The organism is Alkalicoccus saliphilus, assembly GCF_003044065.1.
GTDB classification, from domain to species: domain Bacteria; phylum Bacillota; class Bacilli; order Bacillales; family Salisediminibacteriaceae; genus Alkalicoccus; species Alkalicoccus saliphilus.
Window position 1 is genome coordinate 1 of the sequence record NZ_PZJJ01000051.1, and the last position, 13,134, is coordinate 13,134.

Annotated in this window: 10 protein-coding genes; 5 read left to right on the plus strand and 5 right to left on the minus strand. The window is 46.4% G+C overall.

Annotated elements, in window-relative coordinates; translation table 11 throughout:
* Positions 1-149 precede the first annotated feature (149 nt).
* Complete coding sequence (locus tag C6Y45_RS16445) at positions 150-1,265, minus strand: MFS transporter (RefSeq protein WP_107586314.1); 1,116 nt, start codon at positions 1,263-1,265, stop codon at positions 150-152.
* Between the two features lie 169 nt (positions 1,266-1,434).
* Here C6Y45_RS16445 and C6Y45_RS16450 point away from each other — a divergent pair, with 169 nt between their 5' ends.
* Complete coding sequence (locus C6Y45_RS16450) at positions 1,435-2,052, plus strand: flavodoxin family protein (protein WP_107586315.1); 618 nt, start codon at positions 1,435-1,437, stop codon at positions 2,050-2,052.
* 158 nt (positions 2,053-2,210) lie between these two features.
* Positions 2,211-2,558, plus strand: coding sequence for a (2Fe-2S) ferredoxin domain-containing protein (locus C6Y45_RS16455; RefSeq protein ID WP_107586316.1), 348 nt, complete (start codon positions 2,211-2,213; stop codon positions 2,556-2,558).
* A gap of 252 nt (positions 2,559-2,810) precedes the next feature.
* Here the strand turns inward: C6Y45_RS16455 and C6Y45_RS16460 are convergent, their stop codons facing one another.
* Together C6Y45_RS16460 and C6Y45_RS16465 are read right to left on the minus strand one after the other, a co-directional pair.
* The gene (locus C6Y45_RS16460; protein WP_245922695.1) at positions 2,811-3,260 is read right to left on the minus strand and encodes a flavodoxin; all 450 of its coding nucleotides are present in this window, start codon (positions 3,258-3,260) and stop codon (positions 2,811-2,813) included.
* 94 nt (positions 3,261-3,354) lie between these two features.
* Complete coding sequence (locus C6Y45_RS16465; RefSeq protein ID WP_107586317.1) at positions 3,355-3,576, minus strand: heavy-metal-associated domain-containing protein; 222 nt, start codon at positions 3,574-3,576, stop codon at positions 3,355-3,357.
* A gap of 259 nt (positions 3,577-3,835) precedes the next feature.
* Between C6Y45_RS16465 and C6Y45_RS16470 the strand changes: the two genes are divergently transcribed.
* Both C6Y45_RS16470 and C6Y45_RS16475 read left to right on the plus strand, forming a co-directional pair.
* On the plus strand, positions 3,836-5,734 hold the full coding sequence (locus C6Y45_RS16470; protein ID WP_107586318.1) for a heavy metal translocating P-type ATPase: 1,899 nt from the start codon (positions 3,836-3,838) through the stop codon (positions 5,732-5,734).
* Positions 5,735-5,760: 26 nt separating this feature from the next.
* Entirely contained in the window at positions 5,761-6,453 is a 693-nt protein-coding gene (locus C6Y45_RS16475; protein WP_107586319.1) for a Crp/Fnr family transcriptional regulator, read from the plus strand.
* Between the two features lie 468 nt (positions 6,454-6,921).
* Here C6Y45_RS16475 and C6Y45_RS16480 read toward each other — a convergent pair whose 3' ends face one another.
* Entirely contained in the window at positions 6,922-9,030 is a 2,109-nt protein-coding gene (locus C6Y45_RS16480; RefSeq protein ID WP_107586320.1) for a heavy metal translocating P-type ATPase, read from the minus strand.
* Positions 9,031-9,033: 3 nt separating this feature from the next.
* Positions 9,034-9,408, minus strand: a complete 375-nt coding sequence (locus tag C6Y45_RS16485; RefSeq protein WP_245922696.1) for an ArsR/SmtB family transcription factor — start codon at positions 9,406-9,408, stop codon at positions 9,034-9,036.
* Positions 9,409-9,702: 294 nt separating this feature from the next.
* Between C6Y45_RS16485 and C6Y45_RS16490 the strand changes: the two genes are divergently transcribed.
* A complete protein-coding gene (locus tag C6Y45_RS16490) occupies positions 9,703-12,945 on the plus strand; it encodes a DEAD/DEAH box helicase (protein ID WP_107586322.1) in 3,243 nt (1,080 codons plus the stop codon).
* Positions 12,946-13,134 lie beyond the last annotated feature (189 nt).

The following is a 13,134-nucleotide window of genomic DNA, read 5'->3' on the forward strand; positions in this document are numbered from 1 at the left end:
AGCCTGAGCCTCTTCGGGTGGTTCAAGCTGTTTCGGAAGAAACCCACCGCTTTCCTACATAAAAAAAGAACCAAACGCAGGCCGGAACCATGTATTTGGTAATAACAGTTAATCAACACTCTGAAAATGAAGCCGCTTGAACAGCGGCTTCATTTTTTTGAGGCAGCGAGAATAACAACAGCTGCTATTAAAAAGAAAGCAGTTGATAAAAAAGGGAGACCTGTGCTTTCTGTTACGAGCCCGGCTCCGGCAGCCCCGGCAACAACACCGAGCGAAAAACAGGCATAAAAAATACCAAAAGCTTTTCCCCGCGATTCCGTTCCGGAGGCTTCCGCCGCCATTTGATTCATCGAAGGAAATATAAAGGCGAAACCAATTCCATATACCACCATCGCAGCGTAAAGAAAAGAAGCAGCTGCAGCGAGATTCAGTATAATCATTGAAAAAGTGATGAAAATCAGCCCTGTAAGAACGAGTGGGAAAGGTGAAAAACGCTGATAAATATTATTCAGCGGAGAAATGAAAACAATGAGTGCGGTGATGCCGTAAATACTCAACAGAATGCCTGTTATGGCAGTCGACAGACCGAATTCACCGGTCCTGATCGGCAGGGCAAAGGCGAGTACACCATTGCTGACCATTAAGGCAAAAGCAGCGAGACAGGCCTGAAGGAGAAGCCTGTTTTTAATTACTGAAATTAAGCTGTCTCCAGTGTTCGGTCTTTTTGCTGGCTCTCCTTCAAAAACGAAAAAGAACACCAGCAGAAAGCTTACGACAAAAAGAGCTGACGTTAAAAAGAAGACAGATTCATATTCTCCGCGTGACGCCAGAATGCCTCCGGCAGCGGGGCCGGCAATGGCCGACAGCCCGATAGCTGCTCCTGCATAAGCCATTACTTTGCGGCTGCCGCGGGTACTCCGGTCGCCAATTAAAGCGAAGGCGGCAGGAATCATCAGTCCTCCGGCAATTCCGTGTAGAAACCGGACGCCGAGCAGCTGCCATCCATTCTGGGCCATAGGATAAAGAAGAACGATCACAGCAACAAAAGCCATACCGGTAAGCAGAACGCGGCGCCGTCCGGCACGGTCAATCCAGATTCCTCCGGCAATATTTCCGGCAATGTTTGTAAGTGAGTACATGGATACAACGAATCCGGCCAGGGCAGCAGAAGCACCGAGACCTAAAGCATATGGTGTCATGATCGGAAGCTGGATAAATGTATCAAGAAAAACAATGAAAATGATAACGTACATCAGCCTGGACAAGAAGAAGCTCCTTTAACAGTCAGTTTTCTTCATCGTATCATAATGGAGCAGCAGAAAAAGTGATAAGTCCGTGAAAAGAAAGCCCTGCATACTTAAAAAGCTAAGCGGGAAACAGGACAGAAAGAGCAAATTTCTACTAATGGATAAATAGAAGGAAAGGAGATTTATTATGACGGTAAAAGCTTTATTTATTAATACTTCTCTTAAGCCGGGAAGTGAAACATCCAACACGGAAGCGCTGATCAAAAAATCAGAGGAATGGATGAAAAAAGAAAGGGTGGAAACCGAAGTTTACCGGATGGCTGATCATGATATAAAAAGTGGTATGGAGCACGATATGGGAGGAGGCGACGAGTGGCCCCAGCTGATGGAAAAGGTAAAAAAAGCAGATATTGTCGTACTCGGCACGCCAATCTGGAATGGGGAAAGAAGCAGTCTTGCCTCTATCCTTATAGAAAGACTTTATGCAGAAAGCGGAGAGATAAACGAGAAAGGACAGGCTGTTTACTATAACAAGGTGTTCGGCTGCCTGGTGACTGGTAATGAAGACGGGGCTAAATCCGTCGCCCGGTCCGTCCTTTTTGCAATGGATAATATAGGATTTACCATTCCTCCCAACGCCTTAAGTTACTGGGTTGGTGAAGCCGGACCTGGGCCTTCTTATATTGAAGCAGGCCAGGAAAGTGATTTTACGAAGAAAAATACGATGATGATGAGCTATAACTTGATGCACTTTGCTGAAATACTGAAAAAGCACCCGATTCCGCCAGAAGGCAACACATTGTAATCTTCTGGAATAGTTGAGCAGAAGAGGGCTGTCCGCTGCTGTTGGACAGCTCTTTAAGCATGGATGGAATTTGTCCATTCTTTTAAACGTTCAAAGCCACTGCACCTATCCGATTTTTCCACGATGGGAGAAAAACCGATAATCAGGAGGACGAATATATGCCACGGAATTTAAACAAAACCTCTAAACATGTGCTGATATGTAATGGGAAAACCTGCTATGAAGCAGGAGGAGAGAAGCTGACCGAAGCCGTCGAAGATGAAATCATGGAAAAAGAGATCGAAGAGCAAATTCATGTAACAAAAACTTTTTGCAATGGACGCTGTAAAGATAAGTGTGCTGCAGTAGTATATCCTGAAGGTGTCTGGTACAAAGGACTCGTTCCGGAAGATGCCACGGCTCTCGTCGATGCTTTTGCAGAAAATGAGCAGCTATGGGAAAAAGTAAGCTACCGCTACGATGGAGAAGTTTTTTCAGAGATGGTGCTTAAGGAAGAAGACAAATAGACTTCCCGAAACTGGCTTAAACAAAATTGTATGAAGCTTCTGTTTAAAAACATCCGGATTTGCAGAGCAGAAAACAGCAATTTTAAGCTGATGTGGGCTTAACTGCTTTTACTGTCACAATACACGATAGAAGAAAGAGTTCCAGTGAAAAAAGGCTGTCTCAAAAGGGTCATTGAGGCAGCCTGGGGATGCCTATTTTAAATTTAACAGCCGGGTACAGGCACTGTGGTTGCTTATTGGCGCTGCTTTTCACTATCGTTTCTCTCTCCAGGCGAGAATTTCTTCTGTAAACCTGTCAGCAAGTTCTTCCGTTTCATCTGAATCGGCGTCAACATCCGCTTTCATGCTTTCTGCCGTAAGGATACCGCCCTTCCTCCGCACCGCTTCCTCCAGATGATCAACTGCCCCGGCAAAGTGCTCGTAGCCGGTGTCACCGGATCCGAAAACAGCAAAAGAAATGCCGCTCAGATCCGTTTCTTCAATTTCATTATACAAATCCATCATATCGTCCGGTACATCGCCGTCCCCCCACGTATAGGAGCCGAGGATAATGAGCTCATACTCCTGAAAATGCCGCGCTTCTGCCTCATATGCTTCTTCCACCGAAATTTCCAGCTCCGCTTTTTCAAGCCGTTCTTTTATCATTTCTGCCAGTTCTTCTGTATGGCCGCTCAGAGTAGCGTAAACAATTAAAACATTCACTGTTTTCCCCTCCTTTCAGAGCTTGAGAGATTCAAACAGAGCCGCCCGGAATGCCGGTCAGCTCCGTAAATGCAGAACTGGAACTCCGTTTAATTCAGGAAACTTTCAAAGAGATAACCGGATATCCGAGCTTTGTTATCTTTTCTTTCAGCTCATCGGCTTCCACACTGTTTTCATCGAAAACCGTCTTCACTTTGCTTGAATTGAAAAGAACGTTTACCTCTTCCACTCCTTTTACTTTCCCCAGAGTTGTTTCGATTTTTTTAATACAGGAAGGACAGGTGAGGGTTTCCAGCTGAAATTTTGCCGTTCTCATGTAAATCACTCCTTTCTTTTATCTATCTTCATCTTAACGGGAAAAGAAGGAGCATTCCTTGACAGGCATCAAGTTTCAAAAAATACGATCAGTATTTCAGATTGTTGATGAAGTCTTATTTCTGGAATAATTATTCTGCGCAGGGTGCTTTATTATCTATTTTAACAAATATACAGGCAAACTTTCTCATTCTTGACTGCCATCAATTTCTTTTCTCCTCCCGCACGGTAGGATGAAGGTAAGAAAGGAAGTGGTCAAAATGATCAGCTGGATCCATAAAAACACCAATTATTTAACGTTTATCTCAGGTGTCCTGCTTCTTCTTGCTTTTACTGCCTACTTATACGGGGCGATGGGTGTACGGGATGCGGCTCTTATCGGAGCAACCTTCACCGCCGGTGTCCCTATTGCCATCAAAGCTTTCCAGGCTCTCCGTATGAAGGCTTTCAGCATTGATCTGCTTGTGACGATTGCGGTTGTTGCAGCCCTCTTTATTGGAGAGTATGTGGAATCTGCTGTTGTTACATTTCTCTTTTTATTCGGGGCCTATCTGGAAGCCCGTACGTTAAAGAAGACCCGTTCTTCGTTAAAAGATCTGCTTGATATGGCACCGCAGGAAGCCCGGGTGCTGAGGGACGGAGGAACACAGATGATTCCTGTCGAGGAAGTAATAGAAGGAGACCGGCTTATTATCCGCTCCGGGGAAAAGGTTCCGGTCGACGGAGTGGTAGCCTCGGGAAACGGGGAAGTGAATGAAGCACCGGTGACCGGAGAAGCTGTCCCGGCAGCAAAACAAGTGAAAGACAAGCTGTTCAGCGGTACAATGGTAGATAACGGGTATATGGAAATGACTGCCGAAAAAGTCGGTGATGATACGACTTTCGCTAAAATCATCGAGCTTGTGGAAGAAGCCCAGGAAGCAAAATCCCGCACGCAGATATTTTTGGACCGGTTTGCCAACATATATACGCCGGCCGTTGCAGGTGTCTCTGTTCTCGTTTACCTGATCACCCGGGACCTTCATCTCGCAATTATCTTCCTTGTCATCGCATGTCCTGGAGCCCTCGTGATCGGCGCGCCTGTTTCCAACGTAGCAGGTATCGGCAATGGAGCTAAAAAAGGTGTGCTCGTTAAAGGCGGCGACGTCATGGAACGCTTTGCAAAAGTAGACACGCTTGTTTTTGATAAAACAGGCACACTGACAAAAGGGAAGCCTGAAGTAACGGACATTTATCCAACAGTAGACCTGACAGTCGAAGAGCTGCTGCGGCTCACAGCCGAAGCAGAAACGATTTCCGAGCATCATCTCGGCCGTGCCGTAGTGAAAAAAGCGGAAGCGTCAGGCGTCAGCCTGAAAAAAGATCCGCAGGCAGCAGAAGTAATTAAAGGCAGCGGAATTAAAGCGGAAGTAGATGGAAGAACGCTTACCGCAGGAAACCGGCAGCTGATGGAAAGGGAAGGAATCATTCTGTCAAACGAAGCCGAAAAGTATGCGGAAGCTCGTGAAAAAGAAGGAAACACAGTTGTTTTTGCAGCAGTGGATGGAAAGCTCGCAGGTATTTTTTCGATTGCCGACCAGATCCGGGAAGAAGCAGAAGCAGCTCTGACTGAACTGAGAAAAAGTGGTATACGTCGGATGGTAATGCTGACAGGAGACAACAGACATACAGCAGAACTTGTAGCGGACAAACTCGGGCTGGATGCCTTTCACGCAGGGCTTTTGCCGGAAGATAAGGTAAAGTATGTAAAACAGATGCAGGAAGATGGCCATAAAGTAGCGATGGCAGGAGACGGAATCAACGACGCCCCGGCTATTGCGACAGCGGATATCGGAGTGGCTATGGGAGAGGGAGGCACCGATATTTCCATGGATACAGCGGACGTCGTGCTTATGGCGGACAAGCTGAAGCAGTTTTCCCACGCCTATTCCCTTTCAAAAGTTACTATCAGAAACATGAAACAAAACATGGTTTTCGCTGTAGGAACAGTTATAGTTCTTCTGGCGGGAGTGCTTATGGGAGAAGTCCATCTGGCTTCCGGCATGCTGATTCACGAAGCGAGTGTGCTGCTTGTTATCCTGAACGCTATGAGACTGATCGGTTTCAGAAGAGAAAAGGAAGAATCCACCGCGGCGGGCCGGCCGGTTCCGGCGGCCTGACCCGGCGGAGGTGAAGGAGGAAAAGAATGAGCAGTAATGATCATCTGTGCGGCTGCCACGGATCCATGCAGTCCTGCGTGTCAATTGTGCCGATTTTTAATCATCTGCAGCCGCCTCAGATGGAAACAATAATGAAAGCTGTCCGTACTAGAACATTTAAAAAGGGGGAAAGCATTTACCGGGCCGGGGATTTTTCCGATACTCTTTATATAGTCCATAAAGGAAAGATAAAAACCTACCGGCTTGCCGAGTCGGGAAAAGAATATCTTGTTTCAGTTCTGCATCCAGGGGATTTTTCAGGAGAATATGCTCTTTTCAGTGAGTCTATTCATGAGTCATATGCTGAAACACTGGAACCATCGGAAATATGCACGATTCAGCGGAAGGACCTGCAGGGAATTCTTGAAAAGTATCCGGAGGTGGCTTTGAAGATTCTCGGAGAATTTTCCCGTAAACTGGAGCAGTCAGAAAAACAGACAGCATATTTTGCTACAGAACGGGTGGAATCCCGGATTGCACTGTATCTGGCGGACCTGCAGAGACAGCAGGGGGAGAGACTTGTGAAGCTGCCCATGAGCAGGAAGGACCTGGCAGCTCATCTAGGCACCACTCCTGAAACAGTGAGCCGAAAACTCGCTGACCTGGAATCAGGAGGATATATCCGGCAGCACAGCCCGAAAAAACTGGAAATCCTTGACCTGGACGGGCTGCTCGCTTAAGAAACTGCTTTTTCTGCAGAGAAGCGGAAGAAAAAGCTGTACGTCTTGTCTGATCAAAAAAGCTGACCATCCTCCAACAATTTTAAACAAGAAACCTGCACAAAACTTCCTTTAAAAATTGGCTGCCTTGAAAACAGCTCGTTTATGAGATGGACATAACGCTGCTGCCCTCTCAGTGGGCTCCAAGGAGAAAGCAGGCGGATTTCCTTTCGTCAGGGAGGATCTTCACGCCTCTGTCCCGGCACCGGTTTTATGGAAAAAAGAACAGCTTTCATGAAAAGCAGAAACGTTTCTTTTTCTCCAGTCATCAACAGGCGAACTTTAACATAGCGTGAAAATTAAAGAAGCTTCCGATGCTTAAAAGTAATCATCGGAAGCTTTTTACTGTTTTATACAATCGACTGTTTTTCACAGTATACTTTCCAAGTGTAGCAGCAGAAAGGCAGAGCCTGTTCTGCATTTCTTTTATCACTGTTTCTGTTTCAAAAGGCGAAGGCTGTTTATTGTAACCAGCAGTGTGGCACCCATATCGGCTGCTATCGCAATCCATAAAGTCAGCCACCCCGGGATAACGAGAAGCAGGGCCAGCGCTTTAAGCCCAAGAGAAAATGTGATGTTTTGTTTGATGATACGGAGGGCACGGCGGCTCAGCTTTACTGTATAGGGTAGTTTACTGAGATCATCCGCCATCAGGGCGATGTCCGCTGTTTCAAGTGCCGTGTCTGTTCCGGCGCCGCCCATCGCCACGCCCAGGTTGGAAGCAGCAAGTGCCGGAGCATCATTGACACCATCACCGACCATAGCAGTTGCTGAAACAGTCAGGAGAGATTTTATCTGCTCAAGTTTTTCTTCAGGAAGAAGACCAGCCTGAATTTCTGTTACTCCAGATTCTCGGCCGACAGCTTCTGCTGTCCGCGCGTTATCTCCTGTAAGCATAACAGTTCGCATTCCAAGTCTGTTTAGTTCCTGCACAGCATTTCGGGCAGAGTTACGTACTTTATCCGCTATTGCAAGAAGCTGCAGTACGGTTTCTTCTGTGCCGAGGAGAATCACTGTGTTCCCCTTCTTTTCGAAATTTTGAATAGTTTCCTGGAGTTCCATAGGGAGACTGCCGTGCATACCGGTGAACAGCTCTGGACTTCCTGCATAATAAGGAACGTCATCAACTATGGCTCGTACGCCGCGGCCTGTAAGAGATTGAAAATTTTCCGCCTGAACGCTCTGACAGCCCACTTCCTCAGCTTTTTTAATGACAGCGGAAGCTAAAGGATGCTGGGAGGATTTTTCAATTGCTGCAGTCACAGCCAGCAGTTCTTTTTCATTTTCAGCAAATGTTACGACTTCAGTGACCTGCGGGACACCTTCTGTTAATGTTCCTGTTTTATCGAAAGCCACGGTTTTGAGCCCTCCCGCAGCTTCAAGGTGAATACCACCTTTTATTAGTACTCCGTGCTTGGCCGCGGTGCCAATAGCCGTGACAACAGCCACCGGTGTAGAAACAACGAGGGCACATGGACAGCCGACAACAAGTACGGCGAGTCCTAAATAAACCCATTCACTCCAGGCAGCCCCGAGAAAAACAGGAGGGACGACAGCTGTCAAAAAGGCGATCACGATAATTCCGGGAGTATAATACTTTGCGAACTTATCGACGAATGCCTGAGAAGGTGCTTTTTCAGCCTGAGCTTCTTCCACAAGGTGGATAATTTTAGCTATCGTTCTATCTTCGGCCAGCTTCGTTACTTCTACTTGCAGCATTCCTTCTTCGTTTAATGTTCCGGCAAACACATAGTCGTCTTCAGTTTTTGAAGCTGGTATGCTTTCACCGGTAATGGCGGCTTCATTAACTGTGGAATTTCCTTTCACAACGCGTCCATCCATAGCCAGCTTCTGACCGGGTTTTACAATCATAATGTCGCCTATAGAAATATTTTCAACGGGGATTAAGATTTCCTGCCCGTGGCGTTGGATAAGAGCTTCCTTTGGTGAAATATTCATCAGCGAGGCAATAGACTGACGTGCTTTATCCATCGAATAGCGCTCCAGTGCTTCACTGACAGCAAAAAGTATAACGACGATGGCTCCTTCCAGCCATTCTCCAATAATTGCTGCTCCAATGACGGCAATCGTCATAAGAGTATTCATATCAAATTTAGCACGGATCAGATTATGGAATCCTTTATAAAAAAGGGAGTAGCCCCCGACAACGATAGATGCAGCGTACCCGATTACCGGAAGTAAGCTGTCCTCGAGAGTGAGGCTCCCGATAAAGCTGAAGAGAAGAACAATCGCAGCAATATAAACTTTAACAGTAGTTTTCTGCTTCCAGTATGGAATCGCTGTTCCAGCGGATTCTCGTTCTTCCCGGAGCTTCAGATTTTCAAAAGCGCCGGCACGTTCCACTTGCCCGCGGGAAACATGGCCGGATACAGTTATTTTGGCAGCGCCAAAATTTACCTGCGCATCTTCAACACCTTCCAGGTGCTGTACGTTTTTTTCAAACGTTTTGGCACAGTCTATTCAAGTAAAACCTTCTACACGGTACGTTTTTTTCCTGTCTGCGTTTTGTTCAGCCACTAGTTACCCTTCTTCCTTCATCCTGTTTTCCCGGCTGTGTTCCCACGCCATCTGGATCAGGCGGCGGATATAATCGTCTTCCAATGAATAAAACACCATTTTTCCTGCTTTCCGGTAATCCGCGAGGCCGAGTTTCTTCAATACGCGAAGGTGATGGGAAGCAGCAGCGGTAGAAATACCTGTGATTTGAGCAGCGTCACACACGCACAGCTCCTCTTCCAGGCTCAAAGCAAAAGCAATATGCATTCGTGTCTTATCCGCCAGTGCTTTAAACATCCCCGCCATAAAATCGATCTCGCCACGGTTAATACTGTTTTGTAGAGTATTGACTTTCTTTTCATCGTACGTAAAAACACGGCAATTATCATCCGAAAACACAAAAAAACCTCCTTTCATTCAAACCTTGGTTTGAATATATTATATAATGCGGCATTCAATCATTCAAATATAAGTTTGAGTGTTTGAATTCCGTCTGCTTTTACACCGCTGCATGTGTCTGCTAAACAAAATTCAGCAGACACACCTGTGGATATAAAGGAGCAGGAAAAGTATTCCCTATCCTTACGCAAAGACGTAAAGCTTTAACAGTGGCTGCATCTTTGAAAATTCGTCACGGGAGAGATATTTTGATATGATGAAGGATAGACTTTTTATGAAGCAGGGGGGATTTTCTTGCGGCTTGATGAATTAACGGAAGAAGAATTAAAACAGGATCTGCAGGTGCCGGAACAGCTGAAGATTGCCCGGGTTTACAAAGAAGAAGAAAGTGTAAAGGAAATCTTCTGGGATTATGATAAAAAGCATTTTCGCACGTATGTGGAACGGTACAGTCAGACATTCACTGTGGATGTGCAGCCGGATGAGAAATTGAATATTATCAAAACTTCCTGTTCCTGCGGGAGGGGGGAAGCACCCTGTGTACACGTACTTACCTCGCTCCTCCACATGTCCGATTACAACATAGCTTCCTGGCTCGTCGACAGGGAAGAAGAATATGCAAGACCCCGGACAGAAGGGCTCTCCCGGCGGGAAGATGCAAGGATGAACAATATACTGAATTCGTTTGAATCTCTATTTATACCGGGAGAGGAAACGAGAACGAACAATGAAAAAGAAACGCTGCAGGTCCAGTACATTTTGAAGCTTTATCCAGCGTACCAGGAACATGTCCCGGGGTCGATGGAGCTGGAATTGAAAATAGGCACGGACAGACTTTATATAGTCAAGGATATCCGGGAGCTTTTAAAGTCGATGGAACACGGAGAATCTCTGCGGTTCACGAAATTGTTTACTTATCATCCAGCCGATCATATTTTTTCGGAAAAGGATGCAGCAGTCCTTCAAAAAATGGCAGAATTGATCGAAGTTCAGACAATGCATCAGACATTTTATGAAAGTTCAAAAGAAGACCGCCGTATATTTGATATACCGCTCACTTATGCTGCGTCCTTTCTGGAGCAGCTTTCCGGGCTGAACACAATAGTGGATGATCAGATGCGTGAATATCCACACGTCCAGGTTTCTTCCCTCGAAAAACCCTTTTCTTTCCGGGTAAATAACTATGAGGAAAACCTTTATCAGCTTGTATGGCCGGAAGCCCACCAGCTGTTATATTTTGGACCGGCGTCAAAACTCTGCTTTTATAAAGGAAATTTTTACAGCGCAGATGGAGAAAAGCTCCGTATACTCCACACCCTCTATTTTTCACTTGCCTTGGAGGATCAGGCAAGTTTTACATTCACGGAATCTCACCTGGAATCTCTTGCCTCCGTACTGCTGCCGCAGCTCAGGGAAGTGGGGGAAGTCACAATGGAGGATTCTCTTGAAGCCGAAATAGAGATGCATCCTTTAAAACCGCAGCTGAAATTGAAGCACGAATCGAGAGAGAAAATGGCAGCCTCGGTTGTTTTTCAGTACGGAGAAAAGATGTTTGATCCTTTTCATGAAACCTCGGAAGCCGATGACAAAGTTTTTGTGCGAGACATGAAGAAAGAGTACCAGCTCGTCGGTCTTATCGAAGAAGCGCCTTTTAAATACAATGGCGATGAACTTTTTCTCGATACTCTCTCCGACATATTGTACTTCATGGCTTCATGGCTGCCGTTGCTTTCAGAGTCATTCGAAATCTATGCTCCTAAGTCACTGCGGGAACTGATGTATGAGCCTCCGGAGGCCCCCCATATGGATGTGGAAATTTCGAGCGAAGCAGGCTGGATGGACGTAGCTTTTGATTTTACAGGTATATCAGAATCGGAAGTAACGGATATGATGCAGGCACTCGTCAGAAAGCAGGATTTTTACCAGCTGGAGTCCGGAGCATTTGTGCCGCTGCAGGGGGAATCTTTCAAGGGAGTAAGGACTCTTGTAGAAGAGCTCGATATAAAAGAAAAAGAAGTAACGGAAAATATGCAGCTGCCGCTGCACCGTGCTTTTCAAGTAGAGGACAGCAGCTCTGTACCTGTACGAAAGAGCAGGGAATTCAAGCAGCTTCTCCACCGGCTTCTTGAGCCGGAAGAACATGATTTTCCGATTCCCGAGGAAGTCAACGCGTCACTCAGGGATTATCAAAAGCGTGGGTACCAGTGGATGACTGCACTCGATCATTACGGATTCGGAGGCGTGCTGGCTGATGATATGGGGCTTGGAAAAACGCTTCAGACAATCACGTTTCTTGCAGGCAAAAAACACCGGCAGGAAGTTCTGAAGCCGGCGTTGATTGTATGCCCGTCGAGTGTTGTATATAACTGGAAAAAAGAGATAGAACGTTTTGCGCCGAATTTTCATGCACAGATTATTTCCGGATCCAAAGCAGAAAGGGAAAGTCAGATGAAAGAAGCAGAAAAAGCGGACATATGGATTACTTCCTATCCTGTTATACGCAGGGATGAAGAAATGTATCAAGGACGCCGTTTTTCCACGTTGATTCTGGACGAAGCACAGTATGTAAAAAATGTCCAGACGAAAACGGCTAAAGCTGTCCGCACCATTGAAAGCGGAACGAGCTTTGCTTTGAGCGGAACCCCGATCGAGAATTCCCTTGAGGAGCTTTATTCTGTTTTCCGTGTGGTTCTTCCGGGCATCTTTCCGAAACGGGAACAATTCCGTGGTCTGTCCGAAAAGGTTATTGCCAAAAGAATCCGGCCTTTCGTACTGCGCCGCCGAAAACAGGAAGTGCTGACGGAGCTCCCGGAAAAAATGGAGTCGGTGGAATACACGGAAATGACCCAGGAGCAGAAAACGCTGTATCTCGGACAGCTTAAACTGCTGCAGAAAGAAGCAGCGGATGCCATTTCCAAAAATGCCTGGCAGGAAAACCGGATGCAGATTCTTGCAGGGCTTACCCGCCTGAGACAGATCTGCTGCCACCCTGGTATGTTTATTCCCGACTACAATGGAGGATCGGACAAGCTGGAACGCCTGATGGAATATACAGAAGAAGCCCGCCAGAACGGGAGGCGTATCGTTATATTCAGCCAGTTTACAAAAATGCTTGCGATTATGAAAAAGCGGTTTAATGAAGCAGGAGCTGACTACTTTTATCTTGACGGCAATACCCCGTCCCAGGAGCGGCTGCTGATGGCTGATCGTTTTAATGAGGGAGAAAAAGAGATGTTTCTCGTTTCCCTGAAAGCAGGAGGGACAGGTCTGAATCTTACAGGCGGGGATACAGTAATTCTCTTTGACTCGTGGTGGAACCCGGCAGTGGAAGATCAGGCAGCGGACCGCGTATACCGTTTCGGTCAAAAACGGGTCGTACAAGTTACAAAAATGATTACTGCAGGAACGATCGAAGAGAAAATTCACGAACTGCAGGAAAAGAAGAGGGATCTGCTGGATCGTGTCGTACATTCCGGAGAAACGATGATTTCTTCACTCGGGAAAGAGGAAATAGAAGATCTCCTGGAAATTCAGTAGAAATCCGGCAGGAAATTAATATTTCATACAAAAGTGCCGCCCGGTATAAAGCCGGGCGGCACTTCAGGCTGTTGAAAAAGTCGCCCGCGGGCGGCTTTTTTTGCTTGATTTTGCCTCGGTTCGGCGTATGATAAAAGAAAAAGGAGTCGATTCCCATGATGGGCCACTGGCAGGACCGACGACATGTTT